The following is a 25,282-nucleotide window of genomic DNA, read 5'->3' on the forward strand; positions in this document are numbered from 1 at the left end:
CTAGTAATTATTATGGATATGCAACTTGTTTTTTAAAAACCACCCTTTTTATTGTCAATATTCCACCCAAAAACAATGTTGGCTTATTAATTTGTAATCGAAAATCTCTCATAAAATTTTAAAGATTAATAATTGGTGTCAGGGGCACTAATCATTATTCATAACTAACTAAATTAAATTAAGAAATGAGAAAATTAAACTACTACAAATGTGTTTTTTTGTGGGTTTTCCTCTGTTTAGGAAACCTTACTTTTAGCCAGACTGTCCATGAGCAAATAATGGAGAGTGTGCGCACGGAACTTCATATTAAAAAAACTACAATAGACGGTGATGTTCAGGGTCATCTAGCAACCATACAAGCTAATGGCTCTTGGGCTGATCTTAATTACAATGATACGGATGAGCCTTGGGAGCCAATAACGCATCTTAATCGTTTGCGTGATATGGCTGATGCATATTCATCAAGCGAGAGCAGCTATTACAACAATTTTGGGCTTTATGAAGCGATTGTGGATGGACTCAATTTTTATCATAATACTAACCCTGAAGCCCCAGGCGTATTTTTTTCTCCGGAGATAACCGAACCAACTCTTTTGTGTAAAATCCTTATTTTGGCTAGGGCAGGAACGTATCAGATTCCAACCACTTTGGAAAATAACATTCTTACTAGATTAGATAATATGCCTGCTCCATATCCCAACAGATATACCGGAACCAACAGGCTTTGGTATAACTTGTGGTATTTTTATAAGGGATTATTAAAAGATAATGCTAGCGAGGTAACTTATGCTACGAGTGACTCCTGGAATGAGTTGATGCCCAAGACTACAGAGGTAGAAGGTTTACAGCAAGACCTGACCTATTTCCAGCATGGTGCACAGCTGAATCTCCATACTTATGGTCGGAATTTCATAAATAATATTAATTCTATGGCAGGACACTTAATAGGTACTACATATGGTTTAAACGATAGTCAAAAATTAGAATCTTACAAAAATTATCTTACCGTAGGTCCCTATGGTCAGGCCATACGCGGAGAATATATCAGTTTCAATGTCGTAGGAAGGGATATCAGTAGGCCAGATAAAACAGATGGTCAAGTGACCCCTTATATAAATGCTAAAATTTTAGATCCAAGTAATGCTGCCCAATATGATATATTTAAAAATCGACTATCAGGTAGTGCGGCACCATCAGCTAATGTAACCGTCAGAAATTCCTATGGGTACAGATCGCAATTTACAACTCATAACAGAACTAACTATAATTTTGATATTCGTGCCAATTCTTATCGAACCAAGAAAACAGAAAGTTTTGCCGGTGATAATCGTAAGGGCTTGTTTTTAACAGAAGGAGCTACCAATATTATGGTCGATGGGGATGAATATTTTAATATCTTTCCTGCATGGGATTGGAATAAAATACCCGGAACAACCGCCCCAGCGTATACAGGCAGTAAATTATTGCCCACACAGGGTACAGGAGAGACGGGTAACTCTACATTTTCTGGAGGGGTGTCTGATGGTACTTATGGACTACAGGTATTTAGAATGATCGATTACCAAACCCAAGCAAAAAAAGCCTGGTTTTTATTTGATGAGGAGGTTGTTTGCCTTGGTGCAGGAATTAGTGCTACCGCCACAGAGGGAATCAACACGACCATCAATCAGTGCCATCTCGATGGCTCTGTAGTGGTGTCTCAAGGTGGTTCCACATCTACATTGTCTACAGGGGGGCATACTTTGTCTTCAAACGTAGACTGGGTACTGCATGACAAGGTTGGCTATTTTATACCAAATGGTGGTAACCTGAAGTTGAGAAATCAAGTGGAGTCCGGTTATTGGCAAGATATCAATACAAGACCGGCACATGCTAACGAAGCATTGGTAACCACAGGTGTCTTCAAGTTTTGGTTCGATCATGGGGTTAACCCATCTAACGCTTCGTATGCTTACATCGTAGCCCCCGGGAAAACTACCGTTCAGGAAATGAATAATTACAACCTCAATGCGGTTCAAATATTGCGGAATGATGCTAATATACAAGCGGTAAAGCATAACACGTTAGACATGATGCAAGTGGTGTTCCATACCCCGGGAACTTTAATTGCGGGAGATATTACACTTGAAGTGGATAAGGCTTGTGCTTTGATATTAAAGAATATTAGCACGGCTAATGTATCAGTAAGTGCTGCCGATCCCTCTGAGAGTTATAGTAGTCTTAAGGTGTCCTGGAGTTCTTCGAGCATTTCACCGATGAGAGAGCTTCAGTTAAATTTACCACAAACAGATGTTTTCAAGGGCAGCACAGTACAGGGTGTAATCGACCTTAGCCTACCAGCTCAGAATTCAACCATAGTAAAACAATATCCCACACATGATGCCTATGTTGAAAATGGAACCAGTTCTGGTACGAATTTTGGTTCTGCGGATAAAATAATCGTAAAGAACGGCAATGTAAGCGGGATACGTAACGGTTTTCTTAGGTTTAATTTATCTGGAGTAAACCCTGGCGCAACATTAGTATCGGCAACCTTAAGAATGAAAGTGAGGGGTAACTATCCAGATGCCACACTAACCACATGGGATGTGAGTTCTGTAACGGACGATAGTTGGACAGAAGGTGCCATTACCTGGGATACCAAACCTGCTTCTAGCTCTGTATTGGATAACCAGCCGGGCCAGGCCAGTGGTTATGTGCAGTGGGACGTAACCAGTTTTGTGAATGCCCAGTTAAGTGGGGACGGAAAAGTTTCACTCAGAATATCCTCAACAAGCGTAGATTCTTCCACATATGCGGCTTTTTTCTCAAAAGAGAACGGCGATATAAATGACAGACCAGTATTGGAATTGGAGTATGCCAATCCTAAGGTTGGTTTTTATCCCACACATGATGCGTACGTTGAAAATGGAACCAGTTCCGGTACGAATTTTGGTTCAGCAGATAAAATAATAGTAAAGAACGGCAATGTAAGCGGGATACGTAACGGATTTCTTAAGTTTAGTTTATCGGAAGTAAGCCCTGATGCAACCTTAGCATCGGCAACCTTAAAAATGAAAGTGAGGGGTAACTATCCAGATGCCACACTAACCACATGGGAAGTGAGTTCTGTAACGGACGATAATTGGACAGAGGGTACCATTACATGGGATACCAAACCTGCTTCAAGTTCTGTTTTGGATACCCAACCAGGCCAGGCTAGTGGGTATGTGGAGTGGGACGTAACCAGCTTTGTGAATGCCCAGTTAAGTGGCGACAAAAAGGTTTCGCTCAGAATATCCTCAACAAGTTTAGATGCTTCCACATATGCAGCCTTTTTTTCAAAAGAAAATAGCAATGATAGTGACAAACCGTTTTTGGAATTGGAATTTGCCACTCCTGAGGTTGGTTTTTATCCATTGCATGATGCCTACGTTGAGAATGGAACCAGTTCCGGTACGAATTTTGGCTCAGCAGATAAAATAATTGTAAAGAACGGCAATGTAAGTGGTATACGTAACGGATTTCTTAAGTTTAATTTATCCGGAGTAAATTCTGGCGGAACAGTAGCATCGGCAACCTTAAAAATGAAAATAAAGGGTAACTACCCGAATGCAACAATTACCTCATGGGATGTAAGTTCTGTTTCAAATGATATTTGGACTGAGGATGCCATCACTTGGGATAACAAACCTCCTTCAAGTTCTGTTTTGGATAACCAACCCGGTCAGGCAAGTGGTTATGTAGAGTGGGACGTAACCAATTTTGTGAATTCCCAGTTAAGTGGCGACGGAAAAGTTTCTCTTAGAGTATCCTCAACAAGCATGGATTCTTCAACCTATACAGAATTCTTTTCAAAAGAAAACCCCAATGGAGATGACAGGCCAGTTTTAAAATTAAATTACTCTTCATCTTCAGCAAAGCCGGCTCAGAATACCAAATTAAACGAAACGACCTTGGAAGTAAATGAGGAAACTGACCTTGCCAAAATTCAGGTTTATCCAAACCCTGCAGATTCTGAATTTACTGTGCAAAGTAAAACGCCAATTGCTCAACTGTACATTATAGATTTAAGTGGTAAAACCTTAAAAGTAATAAATGGTTTAAAGTCTACAAATTTAAATGTTGATGTGAGCAACCTCCATACAGGTATGTACTTTGTACGAACATATTTAGATGATGGTTCAGTAAAAACAAATAAAGTAGTCATTAAATAATTTATTAGAAATAATAACGAGACAGAACTTTTATGAAAAGGTAAAACCTCCCGGAAACAGGAGGTTTTACCTCGTAAAAGTTAGCTTAGAAGGTAAAATTATCATATTTTAATTCGTTTGAGATTGTCCTCAGTAGCAGGATTTTTTGTTCCAATAATTGGTTTATTCAATTTGTGGAATAATAAGGTTTGTCAATATTGGTCAAAAACGAATAATTTTGTAATATCTCGCGAAGGAATTAACCCGGAGGGAGAGTCGAAGTATTTATGATAATTAATGAAGGTTAAAATGGATGAGTGGTATAAAAAATTAATAGTACTGGGTTTAGGGTGTTTAATTTCAGGTTGTGTTAATTTGGATGATGCAAAAGTTAAATATGAAAAAAGATCAGTTAATTTTAATTTGCCGGAAGGCCGGTATACAAACGAAATGTTAGTCAACGATTTTGGGAATGGGTATTTTCCGAAGAATCGGGGTTTTGCGGAAATAAAAGACAGTGTATGTAAAATTACATTTCGAAAGGGATTAAAGGTGCATAATACCGGTATCGCATCACAACCTATCATAATACCGGGAGATAGTTATACTATGGAGTACAAAATAAAATATGACCCTGATTTTGAAGAAGGCTTGCACGGAAAACAATTTGGTTTTGGTATAGGCAAAGTTTATAATGGCGGTGAAGGGGAGGAAGCTCGTGCAAATGGAGACGGAGGTAGTGTGCGTCTAGGTTTTGACGCCACTAAAGATTCCATTTCAAATAGGCTTTATGTTTATTATTGTAAAATGAAAGGTAAATATGGGAATAATCCGGGAGATCAAAAATTTAGTTTTGCAAAAGGGGTCTGGAATACTATTAGACTCAAAGTAACCATGCAAAGCGCCATAAATAAGGCTGATGGGCGCATCGAAGTTTGGTGTAATGGGGTAAAAAAAATAGATGTTGATGATTTGCTTTTTGTTAGAAAAGAATCGGCGCGGAAAATTACCAAACTGGCATTTTCCTCGTTCCCCGGAGGAGGTGGAATATATCCAAAACATGATAATTTTTTGTACATTGATGATTTTCGGTGGTCAAATTGAAAAGGAATAATATTTACATAAAATAAAATTTATATTTTGCTACATACTTCAATATGGCATAGGTTAGGATTAATTCTTTTTCTTTTAAGTTCTTTAAATATTAAAGGGCAGGAAAAAATAGAATTTGATCATCTCACAGTAGAGAATGGGTTATCTCACAATGGAGTGAGATCCATCGCCCAGGACTCTATGGGGTTTATGTGGTTTGGTACCAGAGATGGATTGAATAGGTATGATACCCAAGAATTTAAGATTTATAAAAATGTTTATAACGACTCTACATCTATCAGTTCGGGGATAGATGTGTATGCCTTATTCTGTGACAGTAATGGCCATATTTGGGCAGGAACTTCAGGTGGCCTTAATAAATATTTACCAAAAAGTAACTCATTTAAGCGCTATGTTCACGATGAAAATGATGAACAAAGTATCAGTAATAATGAGGTTAAAGTTATTTCGGAGGATAAGTCGGGTACACTTTGGGTTGGAACCGAGTATGGACTTAATAAATTAACCAAAGCAGGTAAATTTGAACGATTTTTTAAAAAAACTTTTATCAATGAAGGTTTGAATGGAAATTTAATTCAAGCCATTTACCCGGATAAAAAAGGAAATATATGGGTTGGTACTAATGAAGGAATAACTCGAATGTACGAGTCGGGTGAAAATTACCAGTTTCAAAATTTTCATTTGAATCCGGAAAAGGGTAATTCAATGGCTAGTATTGATATTACGTCTATTACCGAGGATGATAAAGGGAATTTATGGGTTGGAACGCATGATGGAGGATTTTCAAGATTAAACCTGGAAACCGGACAAATTGAGAATTTTTTAAAACAACCGGGCAATGAAAACACCGTAGTTAGTAATGTGATTAGAAAAATTCTTTTTGATGGAGAAAACAAGCTGTGGATTACAACGCTCAAAGGACTGAGTGTTTATAATTTAGAGACCGGAAAATTTCAAAATTATCAGTATGACCCTAACTCTGAAAAAAGTTTAAGCCACAATTCTGTAAGAGATATTTTTAAAGATAAGTCCGGATCAATTTGGTTAGCTACTTTTTTTGGAGGAATAAGTGTTTATCACCCAAATGACACCCCATTTAAGGTTTATCAGTTTGACAATTCTAAAAATAGTATAAGCGGAAATATAGTCAGTCAAATAGCAGAGGATAAAAAGCATAATCTCTGGATTGGTACTGAAGGTGAAGGTTTAAATTATTACGATAGATCCTCAGGTTATTTTAAAGTATATAAAAATAATGCCTCAGATCCAACTTCAATTAATTATAACCTGATAAAAGCAATATCTATTGATCAGAAGGGATTGGTGTGGGTCGGATCTCACGAAGGAGGTTTGGAGTATTTCGACAGTGATAAAAATGAATTTATTAATTATAAACCGAACCCAAATAATCCAAACGATCTTTTTTCAAAAAACATATACAACCTTTTTCATGATAGTCAGGGTAGATTTTGGGTAGGAACTTTTAATAGCGGCCTTTATCTATACGATGAAAGGAAAAAAAGTTTTAAATCCCTGAGGCTCATGAATGATGGGCTCAAACTAGATGTAAATAATGTTAATCAAATATACGAGGACAGTAAAAAGAACATCTGGATTTCCACAAAAAAGGGTTTATATGTGCTAAAAAAAGGTTCTGCACATTTCAGTGTTTTTGATATTGATTTTGGGGTTGAAAGAAATCAATATGAGATTAATTTTGTTCAGGAAGATACCAATTCAAACCTTTGGATAGGTACTCAGAATATCGGATTGATAAAATTTTCAAATGGTCAACAGGTTGCGAGGTTTACAGAAAAGGACGGTCTGCCCAGTTCTAACGTTCTCGGAATGATTGAGGATGAAAAAGGCAATCTGTGGATAAGTACAAATAATGGTTTGTCAAAATACAATGGTAATAAATTCAAAAAATATACCGTTGAGGACGGTTTGCCCGGGAATGTTTTTAACAATAATGCCAGTTTTATAGACTCCAGAGGAGAGCTATTTTTTGGCACCTATAATGGCCTGGTAAGCTTTTTTCCTGATGATATTTTAGAGAATCAATTTAAACCAAAATTAGTTTTTACAAACTTGAAATTATTTAATGATAGGATAAGAATTGATGATTCCAGTTCATTGCTTAATAAAAGTATTACTTATAAAAATGAATTGACTTTTTCCCATGATCAGAACATATTTACTTTGGAGTTTGCATTATTAAATTTTAAAAAGTCAATTAAGAATAGTTATGCCTACAAATTAGATGGTTATGATAAAGAGTGGACGGTTGTGGATAAACCTTCGGCTACTTTTAGTAATCTGCCAAGCGGAACTTATACACTTTTGGTTAAGGCGGCCAATAATGATGGTATAGGTAACGAAAAACCTATTCAATTACAAATCAATGTTAGGCCACCATTTTGGGCAACCTGGTGGGCCTACCTTTTATATTTTATTTTCATTTCGTCTTTGTTATTTATTGTGACAAGGTACTTTTTAATTAAGTCTCGTTTAAAACGAGAACATGAAGTAAACCAAATGAAACTTGATTTTTTTACTGAGATTTCACATGAAATTAGAACGCCTTTAACTCTAATCAGTGGTCCATTAGAGAACTTGGTAAATTATGATTTTGGTTCAGATTTTATGAGTAAACAATTTGAAACTATGAAAAATAATGTTCATAGATTATCAAGGTTGGTGAATGAGTTAATGGACTTCAGGAAGTTAGAAGAGAAAAAAATGAACCTCAGAGTTAGAAAGACCAATTTAGTGTCATATGTTGAAAGTGTTTATATATCATTTAAGTATTTAGCATTAGATAACAACGTTACTTACACATTCAATTCGGATAAAACTGAAATTCAACTTTATTTTGATGATAAACAACTGGAAAAAGTATTGTTTAATTTAATTTCAAACGCTTTTAAATCTTTATTGGATAATGGTAAAGTTGAAATTACTATTCGTGATTTTGAGAATGAGGTTGAAGTCAGGGTATCTGATAATGGCAAAGGAGTCCCTAAATCGGACAGAGAAAAAATATTTACCAATTTTTATCAAATAAATGATGAACAAAATAAAAATATTGGTACTGGAATTGGTTTGGCTATATCCAAAAAAATTGCTGAGCTGCACCATGGTTCACTGATTCTTGAAAAATCTGGATATGGAAGTTTGGAAACAAGAGGTTCTACATTTGTTTTAAAACTAAAAAAAGGTAAAATGCATTTCTCGGAAGAAGAAATTAAGAATACACCAAAAGAGAATTTGAATATTCCAAAATATATTTTACCGGGGAAACCTATTTCAACAAAAAAAGTAAAACCTTTAAATGGCAAAGAGTCCCATAAATATTCAGTTTTATTAGTAGAGGATAATCAAGAGATTAGAGAATTTGTTAAATCTTCGTTGTCATTGTTGTACAATGTTTATGAAGCTGAAAATGGTGAAGAAGGATGGGAAATAGCAGTTACTGAAATTCCGGATTTGATTGTAAGTGATGTCATGATGCCAAAAATGAATGGGTTAGAATTGTGTGAGAAATTAAAATCTGATGAGCGAACTAATCATATCCCAGTAATTCTATTAACCGCCAGATCGGGTGATACACATAAAATTACTGGATTAAAATTAAAAGCTGATGTGTATTTAACCAAACCTTTTAGCACTCAGGAATTAGTGCTTAACATAGATAATTTATTGTCACTTAGCGAAAAGATGAGAATTAAATTTTCGAAACAAATGCGTTTAGAACCAACTAATGTTATTATAGACAATAAGGAGCATGAGTTTATAAGTAGGGTGTTGGACGAAATAGAAAAAAATATTGGGAACACAGAATTTGGTGTACACGATCTAGCTGCTGAAATTGGAATGAGCAGCCCGGTTTTCTATAAAAAAATAAAATTTTTGACAGGCATGTCGGTAAATAATTTTATGAAATCTGTTAAGCTAAAAAGAGCTGCTCAACTATTAAAAGAGGGAGACTTTACCGTTTACCAAGTAGCTTTTGAGGTTGGTTTTAAGGATAGTAAATACTTCAGTAGAGAATTCAGGAAAGAATTCGGGAAATCTCCTTCAGATTATTCTTGCTAAAAAATTTGGGTTTATTTTAAGGATAAATCAATATGTTATTGATTTTAGTATTAGATTTTAACGATTTTCTACCCAACGAACCTTTTGAGAATTCTAATTTTACCTAACATTTTAAATGGAAAAATGAGGTACCCAAAAGTACAGACCTTCATTTTTATTATTTAGACAATATTTTGAGTAATTATTTTTTATTCAAAAGTCTTTGAGCAATCTGTGATGCTTTTAGTTGAACTTAGTTTTACCCGACATGATAATTTAGAATGTTGGGAAACAGATTGAAATGAAAAGTAATTCTTTAATAAATCAAAGAGTCATCAATATAGTTATTTGACAGAGTTTGGAGGTAACTATAACTTGATAAAAAACAAAAATAAATAGTAGGTTGAAGTTTGAGTTAGTTTTAGAAGAATTAGGGCTGGAACGGAAGTTCTTGCCCTGAATTCTTCAAGTATTTTTAGGTTGAATTTTATTATTATTTAATTTACTGAACAACAATGAAAGGCCTAAAAAATTTTCGGTTTTACTAACGAATTTATCGATATAAATGTTGAGATAAAGCTTCATTCTAAAAAATTGTATTAAAAACAGTGAATGACTTTGATGAGGTCAAGAATCATTCAAAAAATGAAGTATTAATATATTGGATTATAAGTTTAATTATTTACACAGATTTTATAAAACTTAAATGAAAAGGCGACAAACTGTTTTAAGAATACACCCAAAGGATAATGTTCTTGTGGCTTTAAATGATTTAAAAATAGGTCAGGTTATTTCGGATAATGATGTGCAAATAGAAGTTCAAAATAATATACCTGCCAAACATAAATTTGTTACAGAACCTGTTTTAAAGGGTGGCTATGTGTACATGTATGGTGTTTTAGTCGGTAGGGCAAAAAAAGATATAGTAAAAGGCGGTATTATCAGCACAGCTAACTTGGAACACGCTACTGAAAATTATGGTATTCAAAACCGTAATGACAAAAAAGTCTGGAATGCCCCTGATTTTTCAAAATTTATAAATAGAACCTTTTTGGGGTATCACAGAGCTGACGGAAAAGTTGGTACGGAAAATAATTGGCTAGTTATTCCATTGGTATTTTGTCAGAATAGAAATATTGAGGTTTTGAAAAATGCCCTAGTTGAACAATTGGGATTTGATAAAAAGCAACATACAACTTTTGATGTAGACCATTTAATTAAAACCTACAAATCCGGTGGTTCGACCATAGAACTACTAAATGAAAATATAATAGTTGAAGGGGATGATTTTACTAAAAACCCTTTATTCCCTAATATTGACGGGATTCAATTTTTAACTCATGAAGGCGGTTGCGGTGGTTCAACGGCTGATGCCATTGCCTTGTGTCATTTATTGGCGGGTTATATCAATAATCCAAACGTTGCTGGCGCAACAGTATTAAGTCTCGGATGTCAGCACGCTCAAGCAAGTATCCTTGAACGAGCCTTATTTAAAATGGCTCCTAATAATTCAAAACCACTATATATTTTAGAGCAGCAGCAAAGCACTTCAGAAAAGGAATTTCTAGCTGAAGCTGTTAAGAAAACCTTCGTTGGATTAATTGAGGCGAATAAAATCAAAAGAGAAAAAGCGCCATTGAATAAACTTGTGATTGGACTGGAATGCGGTGGCTCTGATGGTTTTTCTGGTATTTCGGCCAACCCAACCTTAGGCTATGTTTCAGATTTAATTGTTGGTTTAGGGGGGACAACCGTACTTTCGGAGTTCCCTGAATTGAATGGTGTAGAGCAAGAGTTGATTAATAGATGTGAATCGAAAGAAATTGCCAAAAAATTTTCAAAATTAATGCATAATTATAATGAAAAAGCAACCGCCTTGGGCTCTGGATTTTCAGCAAATCCTTCACCTGGAAATATTAAAGATGGTTTGATAACAGATGCTATCAAATCAGCTGGGGCTGCGAAAAAAGGAGGTAGTTCACCTGTAAGAGCTGTGTTGGATTATACAGAACAAATAGAAAATCCAGGTTTAAATTTGCTTTGTACCCCAGGAAATGATGTTGAGTCTACCACGGCATTAGCTGGATCAGGATGTAACCTGATTTTGTTTACTACGGGCCTGGGAACACCTACAGGAAATCCTATTGCACCAGTTATTAAAGTGTCTTCAAATACAAAGTTATATGAAAAAATGAATGATATTATCGATTTTAATACGGGCAGTATTATTGATGGAGAAAGCACAATTGAAGAAGCAGGTGAAGCTTTATTAGAAGAAATAATAGCCGTGGCGAGTGGAAAAAGTACTAAGGCCAGATTACTTGGTCAAAATGACTTTATTCCTTGGAAAAGAGGTATGTCATTGTAGGAAATTATGAATTGGGCATTATTGAAAATAAAAATATAATTCTAATGAAAAGTCTACCTTTTATAACATTATTGGTTTTGTTCAAAATGGATATCAGCCGGTATCAGAAAGTATACCAACTCAACCAAGTAATAAAATTGCGAGTATCTAATATGTTATTCTTGGCGCAGATTAGCATTTGAGTAATTAAAATAGATTTTCCAACAAAAGAATATTTCGTTGGCGATTTTTTTAAAAATAATATTAAAGTAAAATGTCAAAATTCAGTTTAAAAAATAAAGTGACCGTTATTACAGGGGGAGGCAGTGGAATAGGAAAATCTATAGCCTTAACATTTGCAGCACAAGGTGCAATAGTTCATGTTTTAGATTTTGATTTTGAAGGCGCTCAAGGAACGGTATCTGAAATTGAAGAAAAAAATGGTATTGCAAAGGCCTATCATTGTGATGTGTCCAAACAGGAAAAAGTATTTGAAATCATAGAGGAAATTGGTCAAAATCAAAGTATTAATATTTTGGTGAACAATGCGGGTATAGCACATGTGGGTAGCATAGAACAAGTTGAAGAAAGTGATTTAGATCTTTTGTACAACGTTAATATTAAGGGTGTCTATAATTGTACAAAAGCTTGTATTCCGTTTATGAAACAGGATAAGGGTGGCGTCATTTTAAACCTCGCATCTATAGCATCCTCCGTAGGTATCCAAGATCGCTTTGCGTATTCCATGTCTAAAGGAGCTGTACTTACCATGACGCTCTCAGTGGCTCGAGATTTTATTCACCAAAAAATTCGGTGTAATTGTATTTCTCCCGGTCGGGTTCATACCCCTTTTGTAGATGGGTTTATTAGTAAAAACTATCCTGGGAATGAGGAGGAGATGTTTGAAAAATTGTCCAAAACCCAACCCATAGGACGGATGGGAAAACCACAAGAAATTGCTGATTTAGCATTGTTTTTATGTTCCGATGAAGCAGCGTTTATAACAGGCTGTGATTATGCTATTGATGGAGGCTTTATTACACTAAACAATTAATGATCCTTTTAATTATGAAAATCATACAGAAGATTCCTTTAACTTTTTATGTCCTTTATTTTTTGCTTGGCAGTTGCAAGAAAGGCGCAGAAAGGGAATTTTTACAAAAAGATGAGAAACCCAATATCATTTATGTTTTAGCTGATGATTTAGGGATTGGTGATGTTCGGGTTTTCAATGAAAACGGAAAAATAAAAACTCCGAACATTGATCAATTGGCGCAACAGGGTATGATATTTACCGATGCCCATACCTCATCCTCTGTTTGTACGCCAACACGTTATGGAATTATTACAGGGCGGTATAATTGGAGGAGTCCGTTGAAGAGGGGTGTTTTATATGGGGGTTCAGAAGCCCTGATACCTAAAAGTAGAGAAACTGTGGCTTCCCTTTTAAAAAATAATAACTATTACACGGCCTTTATAGGAAAATGGCATTTGGGTTGGAGCTGGCCGATCCAAGACGATTTAGATGTTGAAATTAATAAGGATTTTGGTGAATTTCAAAATATCGATTTTACCAAGGCCATTTCGAATGGTCCTAACGATTTAGGATTTGATTATTCTTACGGGATAGCTGCGTCTTTAGATATGCCTCCTTATGTTTATGTTGAAAATGGTTTGCCAACCACTGTTCCCGATACAGTATCGGAAAATAAGGATAAAATGGCATGGTGGCGGAAGGGGCCTATTGGGTCTGATTTCGTACATGAGGAGGTTACCCCTAATGTTTTTAATAAAACTTTTAAATTTATTCGGGAGCGGGCTCAAAAATCAAAACCATTTTTCATTTACCTAGCCTTGCCTTCTCCTCATACACCCATTTTGCCTACCAAGGATTTTCAAGGTAAAAGTGGTCTCAATCCTTATGCAGATTTCGTTATGGAGATCGATGCTTATATGGGACAATTGGAGGCAACTATCAAAAAAGCAGGTATAGAAAAAAACACCATAATTGTTTTTACTAGCGATAACGGTTGTTCTCCCAGAGCAAATTTCACGGCATTAGAGGAGTTGGGCCACGACCCAAGTGCCATATATAGAGGTACGAAATCTGATATTTTTGAAGGTGGTCATAGAGTACCATTCATTGTTAAATGGCCAGCTAAGATTAAACCGGGGTCGGTTTGTGACGTGACCGTATGCACAACCGATTTTTTTGCTACCTGTGCTGATATTTTAGGTGATAAGATTGTTGATAATGAAGCAGAAGATAGCTTTTCTATGTTGCCATTGTGGATAAATCAATATGATTCTTTCAAAAGAGAAGCTACCATTCATAGTTCTATTACAGGGAGCTTTTCCATTCGGGAGGGAGATTATAAGCTAATCATGGATCCTGGTTCGGGAGGATGGAGTCCTCCAAACCCAAAAACTACTGATTTAAAATCGTTACCAGAGATTCAACTTTATAATGTAAAATTGGACCCCTCTGAAACCACCAATATTTATTTGGAACATCCTAAAGTCGTTTCCAAACTGAAATTATTACTAGAAAAACAAATTTTGAATGGTCGCTCAACTCCCGGACAACCTCAGGAAAATGATTCTGTAAGTAATTGGAAGCAGATTGATTGGATTTATAAAAGTAAAATTAAAAAATCGAAAATATAAAATGAAATTAATAAGATTCGGAGAACCTGGTAAGGAAAAACCAGGCGTACAATTGGCCAACGGAAAAAAATTGAATGTAGAAGCGTTTGGAAGTGATTATGACGAAGGCTTTTTTGGACATGGAGGTATTGAAAACCTAGGGCAATGGTTGTCTGAAAATCAAAGTGCCTGTCCTGAAGTAGGAGATGAGGTACGATTAGGCCCACCTTTAACCAGACCATCCAAAATAGTGTGTGTAGGTTTAAATTATGCACAACACGCAGCCGAAAGTGGGATGGAAATCCCTAAAGAACCTGTTTTGTTTTTTAAATCTACAACGGCTATTGTGGGACCTTATGACGATATCATCATTCCAAAAGGAAGTAAAAAAACCGATTGGGAAGTTGAATTGGCCATTGTAATTGGTAAAAAAGCTTCCTATGTAGAAGAGTCGAATGCTCTAGACCACGTTGCCGGGTATGTGCTGCACAACGATGTTAGTGAAAGAGCTTTTCAATTGGAGAGATCTGGGCAATGGGTGAAAGGAAAAAGTTGTGACACTTTTGCCCCTATCGGACCATTTATAGCAACGAAGGACGAAATAAAGGATCCAAATAATTTGAATTTATGGTTAAAATTGAATGGTAAAATTATGCAAAACAGCAGTACATCTGATTTCATTTTTAATGTTCAGAATGTTGTAAGTCATATTAGCCAATTTATGACCTTATTACCGGGCGATATAATTTCAACAGGAACGCCATTTGGAGTGGGATTAGGACTGAATCCTCAAACTTATTTAAAACCTGGTGACGTAGTAGAACTGGGTATAGAGGGTCTGGGAGTTTCAAAGCAAACTTGTAAAGCGTTTAATGATTAGAAAGTAGTTCAGAATGAAAAAAGTATTAATATTTGGACTGTTGGTTGTCAGTCTATTAGGTTGCAAAGGAAAGGTTCAAAAATCAACTTTGGAGCGGGTGGATAATCCAAAACCTAATTTCTTATTTCTTTTCACGGATGATCAAACTTTTGCATCCATACAGGCATTAAACAATGATGAGATTGAGACACCTAACATGGATAAACTAACTAACGACGGTGTTACCTTTACCCACTGTTTCAATCAGGGATCTTGGGATGGGGCCGTTTGTGTAGCTAGTCGGACGATGTTAATTACCGGACAAACAGTTTTCAGAGCCTCCCAAAATGCGAGTTATTTAGATTCTGGGTATATTCCAAATTATAATAAAACTGAAACTGAAGTACCGCTTTGGCCTGAGGTTCTTTCTAATAACGGCTATGAAACCTTTTTAACTGGAAAGTGGCATAATTCTGATTATGCCCTTCTTAAGGGTTTTGATAAAGCTGAAGCCATCGGTCTGGGTTTTTATGAAACCCTTGATAAAAATGGTTCCAAAGATCCCGGATACAATAGAGGGGCTCAAGATTTGGAATGGAAACCCTGGGATGTCGGATTTACAGGCCATTGGAAACCAATGGTACGTGATATAATTTACGATGAATTCGGAGAAAAAAAGATTGGGAAACCATATGTAGCACACCAGCATACCAATGAATTATATGCTGATAAAGCCATAAATTATATTGAAAATGACGTTAAAAATCTAGAAAAGCCATTTTTCATGTACGTGTCGTTTAATGCCCCTCATGATCCCAGGCAAGCACCAAAAGAGTTTGTGGATAAGTATCCTCCTTCATCCATTAAGGAACCCTTGAATTTTATGAATGAGCATCCTTTTGATCAGGGTGATCATTTTATAAGAGACGAGATTTTGGCTCCATTTCCAAGAACTAAAGAAGATATTCAATTACATAGAAGCGAATATTACGCATTAATCTCTTATTTGGATAGTGAAATAGGAAGGATTTTAAAAGCTTTAGAAGCCAGTGGGAAAGCGGATAACACTTATATTATTATGTCTTCTGATCAAGGTTTGGCAGTTGGACAACATGGTTTAATGGGAAAACAAAATCAATACGACCATAGTGTGAGAATGCCATTGATAATTAAAGGTCCTGGCTTAAAAAAAGGCAAGAAAGTAAGTAATAAGGTTTATTTACAAAGCATGTTCGCAACAACCTGTGATTTGGCATCAATTAAAACACCCGAAACAGTAGAATTTAAAAGTCTAAAGGGATTACTTTTTGGGGATACCCATGGAGGTGAAGATTATATTTTTGGAACGTATAAAGGATTTCAACGCATGATAAGATCCGATAAATATAAATTAATAGTTTACCCTGAGGTTAAAACAATACAACTATTTGATTTGGAGAATGATCCAATGGAAATCCAAAATCTGGCCTCCAATAAGTCTTATGATGTCATTAAAAATAAATTGATGAAAGAATTGATTTTAAAAGAGGGGGAGTTGTATGATTATATCACAATAAATCCGGAAAACTATAATAACATAAATTAACTGATGGTCATCGACAGTCACCAACATTTTTGGAAATTCGACCCGGTAAGAGATAGCTGGATCAATGATTCTATGGAAAAAATCAAAATGGATTTTCTTCCTAAGGATTTAGAGCCGATTTTAAAAGTGAATAATGTAAATGGGTGTATTGCTGTTCAGGCTGATCAATCGGAAAGGGAAACCGAGTTTTTATTGCAATGTGCTGCAGAAAATTCGTTTATCAAAGGTGTTGTTGGTTGGGTAGATTTAACATCTGAAAACGTTGAAAAGCGTTTAAGATATTATTCAAAAAACAGATTTTTTAAAGGGTTGCGACATATTGTTCAGGCAGAGCCGGATGTCAATTTTATGCTTAGAACGGACTTTCTGAATGGAATAAGTAAATTGCAAAACTTCAATTTGACATATGATATTTTAATTGTCCCAAATCAATTACCTGCGGCTCTTGAACTGGCTAAAACCTTTCCCAAACAAAAATTTATTTTAGACCATTTAGGTAAACCTAAAATTTCTGAAGGGATAGATTCAAGCTGGTTGAGCCACATAGAAAAACTTGGAGCTTTAAAAAATGTGTATTGTAAATTATCCGGTTTAGTAACTGAAACGAAAGATTTAAAATGGAAAAAAACAGACTTTGAACCGTTTCTAAAAACGATGGTTTCCAATTTTGGAACTGATCGTTTATTATTTGGGTCAGATTGGCCGGTTTGTTTGCTCGCAGCAAGCTACAAAGAGGTGTTAAACATCATATCAGATTTTTTTAAATCCTTTTCCACAAATGAAGTTGAAAATATTTTAGGAACTAATGCAGTTAAGATTTATGATCTTGAACCTTAAAGTAACTACACAATGAATTTAAATCTAAATAATAAGATTGTTGTGATTAAAGGAGTTTTAAATGGTATATGTAATGACTTTGGTAATGAGGAACCCATTCCCGTAATGGTTAATAGAGATAGAGAAAATATTTTAAATGTTGTAAAAAGCATTGAGAGTTGCAGAGAGTGGGTTTTTTACACCTTAGTTGAATGTCCTAACCAGAAAAGTTCAAAACCACCAAATAAAAGAAAAATCGCGGCCTTAGTAAATAAAAGAGCTTCAGTTTAAATTAAATAATAATAATCTTTAAAATTCATTTTAAAACCAATGAAGAATATAGTTTTAATCACCTTATTATTAATCATTTATTGTAAAACCTACGCCCAATCTGATTCGGAACAACGAGTTTACAGGATTTGGGATAATAAACCTGCATTGAATCGTGGACCAGATTTTACTAAAATTAAGGCACGTGGATTCCCATATGATGCTGATTGGGAGAGTGAATCCTATCCCATAGGGAATGGTTATATGGGGGCAAATGTTTTTGGAAGAACTGATATTGAGAGGATTCAGGTGACTGAGAAAACATTATCGAACCTCGGGCCTTATTCCGCGGGAGGATTAACCAATTTCGAGGAAATTTATTTAAGCTTTGGACATTTTGATCCTAAAAACTATAAACGTTCTTTAAATTTAAATGAAGGAATTTTACAAGTAGATTATGATTTTAATGGAGTTCATTACACCAGAGAATATTTGGCTAATTATCCAGAAAATGTTTTTGCTATAAAACTAACCTCCAGTAAAAAAAGGAGATTATCATTTACAATTAGTGCTGAAGTACCCTATCGTAGAAGTGAGAATGAAAAATTCACTAGATATGGGAAAACCAATGCTACTACGGATTTAATTACGCTTTCCGGTAGCATACCTGATTATAGCCAAAATTATGAGAGCCAAATAAAGGTCATAGCTGATGGGGGTAAATTGATTGCCATAAACGATAATGCCAGAGCGGGAATTAGTGTTGTTGAGGCCAATTCGGTTGTGATAATCATTGCAGCAGGCACGAATTATGAATTAAGCGAACACATCTTTTCAGAAAAAATCAACGAAAAAAAACTTGATCCAAATGTCTATCCACATCACAAAATTTCGAAGCGAATAAATAGAGCGACTACTTTAGGATTTGATAAATTAAAGCAAAGCCACCTTAATGATTATCAAAATCTATTTTCAAGAGCTCAAATAAACTTATCGCCTGAGGTATCCGAAATCCCAACTCGTGAATTGTTAGAGCTTGCCAAGAATGGTCAGTCTTCACGTTATTTGGAGGAATTGATGTTTCAATTTGGACGTTATTTATTAATTTCTAGTTCCAGAAAGGGGACATTACCAAGCGGCCTACAAGGTGTTTGGAGCCAGTACAAAATATCACCCTGGTCTGGAGGTTATTGGCACAATATTAACGTGCAAATGAACTATTGGGGTGCTTTCAACACCAATTTGGCAGAAACCTTTATACCTTACACAGAATATTATGAAGTTTACAGGCCACAGGCTGAATCATTTGCTACTAATTATATTAAAAAAAATAATCCTTCAGCGCTTAATGAAAATGGTGATAATGGTTGGGCAATAGGCACAGGAGCCACGGTATTTAATATACAGGGACCGGGAGGTCACTCCGGACCGGGAACTGGAGGGTTTACAGCCAAATTATTTTGGGATCATTTCGCTTTTACTCAAGACACAACATATCTTAGAGAAATTGCATATCCCGCATTGTTGGGCATGAGTAAGTTTCTTTCAAAAACACTTAAGCCTGAAAAAAACAATCTTTTACTAGTAGAGCCGTCGGCATCTCCGGAAATTAAAGTAAAAAATGAGGAAGGAAAATACTCAGGTCCATTTCACATTACAAAAGGTACCACCTTCGATCAGGGGTTTGTTTGGGAAACGTTTCAAGATCTTTTAAAAGCGGCTGAAATTCTGAATGCAAAAGATGAAATTTTAGATGTTATACGAGATCAGATAAATCGACTTGATCCTATTTTAATTGGAGCTTCTGGGCAAATTAAGGAGTTCCGTGAAGAAAATGAGTACGGTGAAATTGGAGATCCTCATCACCGCCATGTATCCCATTTATGCCCTTTGTTTCCCGGGACTTTAATTAATTCTAGCCATCCGGAATGGTTGCAAGCTACTCGGGTTGTTTTGGATTATAGAGGAAACAATACTACAGGTTGGGCTCTGGTTCACCGATTGAATTTAAGAGCGCGAACATTTGATGCCCCTAAGGCGCTGGAAGTTTTTCAAAAATTAATTAAAGACCATACACTTTCAAATTTATGGACAGTACATCCTCCCTTTCAAATTGATGCAAATTTAGGTTTGGTTAGTGGTGTGGCTGAAATGCTTTTACAAAGTCATGAAGGTTATATTCATGTTCTTCCAACGCTTCCTAAGGAATGGAATACAGGTAAATTTCATGGTTTGGTGGCTCGAGGTAATTTTGAAATTACTGCATCTTGGGAAAATGGAAGTGTTAAATCCTTAACTGTTTTATCAAATAAGGGAGGGAAATGCCGAATAAAATGTGATCGTATGGTTGATTTTATTATAAGAGATCAATCGGGAAATAAAATTTTATATCAAAGGGAATCTGGAAACATAATTAGCTTCAACACCAAAAAGGGAGAAGAATATAAAATATTATAAACCATCGTGTTAGGTGTTTAATTGGTTTGCAATTACATAAATATAATTGAAAGAAAAAAAGCGAATAACCATGTTTAAAATATACTGCATTAAGGGCAAAGTCTTTTGGATTAAAATAAAATAATGGGTGATAATGCAGTTAAAATGTATAAACTAAATTAATGGATTTAAACTTAAAGAATAAAGTCATTATAGTAACTGGAGGTTCTAAAGGTATTGGTTTAGGGATTGTAGAGTCTTTAATTCGAGAAAAGGCCATTCCTGTAATTATTACTAGAAATAAACCGAGTGTTGATGAGGTTTTGGTTTCTTTTAAAAAACGAGGTTTGGATATATTTTATGCCCTAGCAGAGCTTACAGATCCGCGGCAATGTGAAAATGCAATTAAGGAGATTATTGACAAATTCGGAAAAATAGACGGATTGGTGAACAATGCCGGTGTTAATGATAGTGTAGGATTGGAAACCGGAGATTATGAAGGGTTTATGAGGTCTTTAAAGCGAAATTTAGTACACTATTATTTAATGGCCCATTATGCGATTCCTGAACTTAAAAAGAGTAAAGGTGCAATTGTAAATATTGGTTCTAAAACAGCCGATACAGGTCAGGGAGGGACTTCAGGTTATGCGGCATCAAATGGAGGAAGAAATGCTTTAACCCGTGAATGGGCGGTAGAATTGTTGTCTTATGGCATTCGGGTAAACGCCTTAATCGTAGCTGAATGTTATACACCTTTGTATGAAAAGTGGATAAGTTCCTTTCCGAATAAGGAGGAAAAATTAGCTTCAATAACCAAGAATATTCCATTGGAAAAACGAATGACCACAGTTGAGGAAATTGGAGATATGGTAGCTTTTTTATTATCCGATAAATCCAGCCATACTACGGGCCAACTTATCTATGTTGATGGCGGTTATACGCATTTAGATCGCGCCATAAAATAACTAAAAATATTAACTGAAATATAGAAATTAAAATGAAGAATATTCATAAGTCTCCGGTGGTCTCAAAACAAATATTGGTGCCTTTTATTTTAGTAACCTCTTTGTTTGCATTTTGGGGTTTCGCCAATGCTGTCACCGATCCCATGGTACAAGCTTTTAAAAAAATTTTAGAACTATCTAATTCACAAGCAGCCTGGGTACAAATGGCATTTTATGGTGGTTATTTTTGTATGGCTTTACCTGCCGCGTTATTTATGCGTAAATACTCCTACAAGGTTGGCATTCTCATTGGTTTAGGATTGTACGCTATTGGAGCCTTATTGTTTTATCCTGCCGCGATAACTGAAAAATTCTGGTTTTTTTGCTTGGGCTTGTACATTTTAACTTTTGGTTTGGCTTTTTTAGAAACCGCAGCGAATCCATATATATTATCTATGGGTAGTAAAGATACCGCTACACAACGGTTAAATCTGGCTCAAGCTTTTAATCCTATTGGATTGATACTAGGATTATTTGTGGCACAACAGTTTGTTTTAAAAAATCTTAAATCAGATGACATTGAAAATTATAGTGTTTTAGATGAAGCTTCCAAGGTACTCATTAGAACCTCTGATTTGATGGTTATCCGTGACCCATATGTTGTCCTAGGATTAATAATCTCTTGTGTTTTTGTATTATTTCTGGTAACAAAAATGCCTCAATCCAAGGACGAAAATGGAATGCCTAGTTTAAAGGAGACTTTTTTAGAATTAGCTAAGAATAAAAAGTATTATTTAGGGGTACTTGCTCAAATTCTATATGTTGGTGCGCAAATAATGTGTTGGACGTATATTTATCAGTATGCTGAAGGTATTGGTATGGATAGCGTTACAGCAGGTTATTACCAAATGATAGCGTTTATACTTTTTACCTTTGGAAGAGCTATAGGGACTTATTTGCTCAGATATATGAGTTCAGGAAAATTATTGGCCTCTTTTGCACTTTTAGCTGTAACCTTCACATTAGGAACTATTTATATTCAAGGTTTTTTTGGGTTATTATCTTTAGTTGGAGTTTCATTTTGTATGTCTTTAATGTTTCCCACAATTTATGGAATAGCCTTGGGAGATTTAACCGAAGAACAATCAAAACTAGGTTCAGCCGGTTTAGTTATGGCCATTGTAGGGGGGGCTTTGATGCCTAAATTACAAGGTATCATAATTGATTTTGGAGGCAACGGAGTGTCGGATACTCAAATCATGGGTGTCTCTGAAGTTAATTTTTCGTTTATACTCCCAATGTTATGCTTCATTTATATTGCTTGGTACGGATTCATGATTTTTAGACGAGAAGAAATGAAAAACGATACCCTTGAAAAAATAAGTTAGTAGTGGTACGATATTGTTTCGCATTAGACCTTAAAAATGATCATAAACTCATAAGAGAATATGTGAATTATCATAAAGCAGTTTGGCCGGAAATTCTTGAAAGCATGAAGGCTTCCGGAATTTTAAATTCCGAAATCTATTTGATTCAGAATAGATTGTTTATGATAATTGAAGGCAACGAAAGTTTCTCTTTACTGAAAAAATCACACATGGACTCTAAAAATGAGATTGTTCAAAAATGGGAAACTCTAATGTGGAATTATCAACAAGCATTACCAAAATCAAAGCCAGGAGAAAAATGGAAATTAATGGAGTGCATTTTTAAGTTGTAAACCGTATTACGCCATAAAACATAAAAAAATATGAAACCTAATTTTAATACCAAATAGCCATCCGGTTACAGTTCTACTAAAAATTCCTGAATCAAGATCTTGAAAAACCGAATCAAATCCATTTCTGTCAATTGCGTCTTCAGAATAGTGTTGTCCAAAACATTGGAAGGAAAGAAATACAATATGTGATGCAAGAATTATTCAGGACGGGGGATCACTCAGTTCTTTGTTGGCAGTAGTTTTTATTCAGTTCCAATTTCGTCGTTTATCTTTTCCGCAATTATAGAATTAATTTTTGATTTTGAATTAACTTCAATTTGGGTAAAAGAAACAAATTCATATACATCATCAATTCCGGATGTTTCATATTGCTCAATTTTGGATATTATTCCATTTTTGGAATAGAAAAATTTCACTTTTTGGTTAAGTTCGCTTTTTGAAATATGCTTTACCTCTGTTTCAATTAGAAATCCAATTTCATTAAAAGTCTGAATTTCTTTTTGAGAGTAATCTTTTCCGTCGTCATAGTGAGTTTGGAAAATTCCAATTCGTTGATTGTCAGAATATGTGTAATTCCATTCCCATCTTAACTTGCTATCATAAATCTGTTTTAGAGAAGTTAATCTATTTATTGAGTCAAATTCTCTTTGATAAAAATAAGTTGAATTGAACATTGATTTAGTTTTATTTGAGTTTAAGTCATATTCGTATGTTGTCTTTTGAAAAAGAGAACCTGTATGATAAAGGAAAATTGAATCGTCAATTAGTTGCCCTTTTTCATTGTAAATAAATTCCGTTTTTAAATAAGGATAAATATGTTTTTGATAATCAGATTCGTATTTAATCGATCGAGTTAATTTATTATCGTCATAACTATAAATTTCAATATAATCTATTAGTTTTAAGTCAGAATTATGTTGTTTTCCGTAACCGATTTTCTTTAAAAGAGTCCCGTTTGAATCAAAATATAATATTTCGTGAGGTCTATTTTTTCTATTCGTTTTTTTCTGGGTTGGTTTGCTGTCTGAATCCCTCTTGAAGTAATGATAAATTAATTGTACTTCAATTTCTCCAACTTTTTCAGTTAATTCTTGACTGAATAAATTAGTTGAGAAAAAGACAAATATGATTAATATCGTTCGGTTCATTCAAATTACTGGCAACGTGTTTGTGTATGGCTAGTTGCGTGTTTCAGCAACTAATTTAGTAAACAAAAACGAACGCGATAAAATTCCGAAGGAATTTTCTTAATAAGCACTTGCCAAAGCAATTAATTACACACGGTGTTGGCAAATCGTTATTTTTTCGTCCGGCTTTTCATAGCATATTTTGTTAATTCATCAATCCAATATTCACTCAATTTATATGATGGTTGGAAATTTTGTTTTCCCTCTTGATTCGACCAACCTTTTTGGTCAAATTTATTTATGTTAACATTATAACGTTTATCTGAAATTCTTTGTGGTGGATTAAACGAGTCCGCTTGTCCATTTGCATTAAAATATCCTTTAAATAGTGCTATAAAAAGGTAAGGTTTAAATTGATTTGGATAAAATTGAATAGAAAGCTGATAGCCATAACTTAAAATGTCCATTCCATTCTGTCTATTTTCACGAAGAATCAAATTCCAATTTTCAGTTTTTGATAATATTTCGTCTGTCAGTTTTCTGAAAACACTAATAATTTCTTCAAATTCTGTCGAGGCAATTGTCCGACCTTCCTGACTCTCTAATAATCGTTTTGTTTTCTCTTCCTTTAAAACCTCATTTTCGAAAACGGAAATTTTATCAGCCAAATTAGAAGATTTTATAGAACTTCCCATTTCTTGTGCTCTTGCTTCTATTACTGAAGCAGCACTTTCAATTCCCCATCTTTTTAATCCTATCCACAACCTGTTTTTAGGTAACCATTTTGGCGGTTCAACACTATTTTCCAATGGTATTAAGATTGTGAAATCGTAACCTTCCTCAAAACCTCTATTTCTAATTGCAGTTTCCTCAATTCGTGTCCATTTTGAAGTTCCCCATTCATTTCTATATAGAATTACCACAATTCTAGATTCTACTGAAAAAACACGATTAAATGCTTCTTCTCCATCTGTTCCAGCTAGTTTTTTTTGACTTTCTGTATAAATGAAACACTTTTGACGTTCTTTTAGTAAATCATATAGCGTTATTGCTAATTCTTCGTCTTGTTGAAGAAAAGAAAAAGCTATATCATATTCATATTCTATCATTTATTCAGGGTTTTGCTCTAATGTTTGCCAACGGACTCGTATAACTGTCAGTTACGGG

Annotated in this window: 16 protein-coding genes; 14 read left to right on the plus strand and 2 right to left on the minus strand. The window is 35.0% G+C overall.

All coding sequences use genetic code 11. From position 1 onward, the window contains the following. Window positions 1-185 precede the first annotated feature (185 nt). The 14 genes from V8G61_RS04515 (at window position 186) to V8G61_RS04580 (ending at window position 22,988) form a co-directional block, all read left to right on the plus strand. On the plus strand, window positions 186-4,196 hold the full coding sequence (locus tag V8G61_RS04515; protein WP_394874257.1) for a DNRLRE domain-containing protein: 4,011 nt from the start codon (window positions 186-188) through the stop codon (window positions 4,194-4,196). A 276-nt stretch (window positions 4,197-4,472) separates the two neighbouring features. After that, window positions 4,473-5,279, plus strand: a complete 807-nt coding sequence (locus tag V8G61_RS04520; RefSeq protein ID WP_394874258.1) for a polysaccharide lyase — start codon at window positions 4,473-4,475, stop codon at window positions 5,277-5,279. A gap of 36 nt (window positions 5,280-5,315) precedes the next feature. After that, complete coding sequence (locus tag V8G61_RS04525) at window positions 5,316-9,386, plus strand: two-component regulator propeller domain-containing protein (protein WP_394874259.1); 4,071 nt, start codon at window positions 5,316-5,318, stop codon at window positions 9,384-9,386. Window positions 9,387-10,071: 685 nt separating this feature from the next. Continuing rightward, window positions 10,072-11,733, plus strand: coding sequence for a UxaA family hydrolase (locus V8G61_RS04530; protein WP_394874260.1), 1,662 nt, complete (start codon window positions 10,072-10,074; stop codon window positions 11,731-11,733). Between the two features lie 253 nt (window positions 11,734-11,986). Next, a complete protein-coding gene (locus tag V8G61_RS04535) occupies window positions 11,987-12,766 on the plus strand; it encodes an SDR family NAD(P)-dependent oxidoreductase (RefSeq protein ID WP_394874261.1) in 780 nt (259 codons plus the stop codon). Between the two features lie 14 nt (window positions 12,767-12,780). Further along, the gene (locus V8G61_RS04540; protein ID WP_394874262.1) at window positions 12,781-14,379 is read left to right on the plus strand and encodes an arylsulfatase; all 1,599 of its coding nucleotides are present in this window, start codon (window positions 12,781-12,783) and stop codon (window positions 14,377-14,379) included. Window position 14,380: 1 nt separating this feature from the next. Continuing rightward, on the plus strand, window positions 14,381-15,238 hold the full coding sequence (locus V8G61_RS04545) for a fumarylacetoacetate hydrolase family protein (protein WP_394874263.1): 858 nt from the start codon (window positions 14,381-14,383) through the stop codon (window positions 15,236-15,238). 13 nt (window positions 15,239-15,251) lie between these two features. Next, complete coding sequence (locus V8G61_RS04550) at window positions 15,252-16,802, plus strand: sulfatase-like hydrolase/transferase (RefSeq protein WP_394874264.1); 1,551 nt, start codon at window positions 15,252-15,254, stop codon at window positions 16,800-16,802. A gap of 3 nt (window positions 16,803-16,805) precedes the next feature. Then, on the plus strand, window positions 16,806-17,639 hold the full coding sequence (locus tag V8G61_RS04555; protein WP_394874265.1) for an amidohydrolase family protein: 834 nt from the start codon (window positions 16,806-16,808) through the stop codon (window positions 17,637-17,639). Window positions 17,640-17,651: 12 nt separating this feature from the next. Then, window positions 17,652-17,909 (plus strand): hypothetical protein, encoded by a 258-nt coding sequence (locus tag V8G61_RS04560; protein ID WP_394874267.1) that lies wholly within the window; start codon window positions 17,652-17,654, stop codon window positions 17,907-17,909. 39 nt (window positions 17,910-17,948) lie between these two features. After that, window positions 17,949-20,345 (plus strand): glycosyl hydrolase family 95 catalytic domain-containing protein, encoded by a 2,397-nt coding sequence (locus V8G61_RS04565; protein WP_394874268.1) that lies wholly within the window; start codon window positions 17,949-17,951, stop codon window positions 20,343-20,345. A gap of 161 nt (window positions 20,346-20,506) precedes the next feature. After that, complete coding sequence (locus V8G61_RS04570) at window positions 20,507-21,289, plus strand: SDR family oxidoreductase (protein ID WP_394874269.1); 783 nt, start codon at window positions 20,507-20,509, stop codon at window positions 21,287-21,289. A 32-nt stretch (window positions 21,290-21,321) separates the two neighbouring features. Continuing rightward, window positions 21,322-22,656, plus strand: a complete 1,335-nt coding sequence (fucP, locus tag V8G61_RS04575) for an L-fucose:H+ symporter permease (RefSeq protein ID WP_394874270.1) — start codon at window positions 21,322-21,324, stop codon at window positions 22,654-22,656. Window positions 22,657-22,658: 2 nt separating this feature from the next. Continuing rightward, window positions 22,659-22,988 carry an L-rhamnose mutarotase gene (locus tag V8G61_RS04580; RefSeq protein ID WP_394874272.1) on the plus strand — a complete coding sequence of 110 codons (330 nt, stop codon included), beginning with the start codon at window positions 22,659-22,661 and terminating at the stop codon, window positions 22,986-22,988. 242 nt (window positions 22,989-23,230) lie between these two features. On the opposite strand, the gene V8G61_RS04585 is transcribed toward V8G61_RS04580, so the two are convergent. Both V8G61_RS04585 and V8G61_RS04590 read right to left on the minus strand, forming a co-directional pair. After that, on the minus strand, window positions 23,231-24,136 hold the full coding sequence (locus V8G61_RS04585; protein ID WP_394874273.1) for a hypothetical protein: 906 nt from the start codon (window positions 24,134-24,136) through the stop codon (window positions 23,231-23,233). A gap of 149 nt (window positions 24,137-24,285) precedes the next feature. Next, the gene (locus V8G61_RS04590; RefSeq protein ID WP_394874274.1) at window positions 24,286-25,224 is read right to left on the minus strand and encodes a hypothetical protein; all 939 of its coding nucleotides are present in this window, start codon (window positions 25,222-25,224) and stop codon (window positions 24,286-24,288) included. Window positions 25,225-25,282: the final 58 nt, after the last annotated feature.

Origin of the sequence: Gaetbulibacter sp. M240 (genome assembly GCF_043876815.1) — a bacterium.
In the GTDB taxonomy this organism is placed as follows: Bacteria; Bacteroidota; Bacteroidia; order Flavobacteriales; family Flavobacteriaceae; genus Gaetbulibacter_A.

Excerpts from the sequence above, each read along its gene's own strand:
- V8G61_RS04570 (WP_394874269.1), top strand. The coding sequence starts at position 20,507 with ATGGATTTAAACTTAAAGAATAAAGTCATTATAGTAACTGGAGGTTCT.
- V8G61_RS04540 (WP_394874262.1), top strand. The coding sequence starts at position 12,781 with ATGAAAATCATACAGAAGATTCCTTTAACTTTTTATGTCCTTTATTTT.
- V8G61_RS04560 (WP_394874267.1), top strand. The coding sequence starts at position 17,652 with ATGAATTTAAATCTAAATAATAAGATTGTTGTGATTAAAGGAGTTTTA.
- fucP (WP_394874270.1), top strand. The coding sequence starts at position 21,322 with ATGAAGAATATTCATAAGTCTCCGGTGGTCTCAAAACAAATATTGGTG.
- V8G61_RS04550 (WP_394874264.1), top strand. The coding sequence starts at position 15,252 with ATGAAAAAAGTATTAATATTTGGACTGTTGGTTGTCAGTCTATTAGGT.
- V8G61_RS04545 (WP_394874263.1), top strand. The coding sequence starts at position 14,381 with ATGAAATTAATAAGATTCGGAGAACCTGGTAAGGAAAAACCAGGCGTA.
- V8G61_RS04530 (WP_394874260.1), top strand. The coding sequence starts at position 10,072 with ATGAAAAGGCGACAAACTGTTTTAAGAATACACCCAAAGGATAATGTT.
- V8G61_RS04515 (WP_394874257.1), top strand. The coding sequence starts at position 186 with ATGAGAAAATTAAACTACTACAAATGTGTTTTTTTGTGGGTTTTCCTC.
- V8G61_RS04565 (WP_394874268.1), top strand. The coding sequence starts at position 17,949 with ATGAAGAATATAGTTTTAATCACCTTATTATTAATCATTTATTGTAAA.
- V8G61_RS04535 (WP_394874261.1), top strand. The coding sequence starts at position 11,987 with ATGTCAAAATTCAGTTTAAAAAATAAAGTGACCGTTATTACAGGGGGA.
- V8G61_RS04585 (WP_394874273.1), bottom strand. The coding sequence starts at position 24,136 with ATGAACCGAACGATATTAATCATATTTGTCTTTTTCTCAACTAATTTA.
- V8G61_RS04555 (WP_394874265.1), top strand. The coding sequence starts at position 16,806 with ATGGTCATCGACAGTCACCAACATTTTTGGAAATTCGACCCGGTAAGA.
- V8G61_RS04590 (WP_394874274.1), bottom strand. The coding sequence starts at position 25,224 with ATGATAGAATATGAATATGATATAGCTTTTTCTTTTCTTCAACAAGAC.
- V8G61_RS04520 (WP_394874258.1), top strand. The coding sequence starts at position 4,473 with ATGAAGGTTAAAATGGATGAGTGGTATAAAAAATTAATAGTACTGGGT.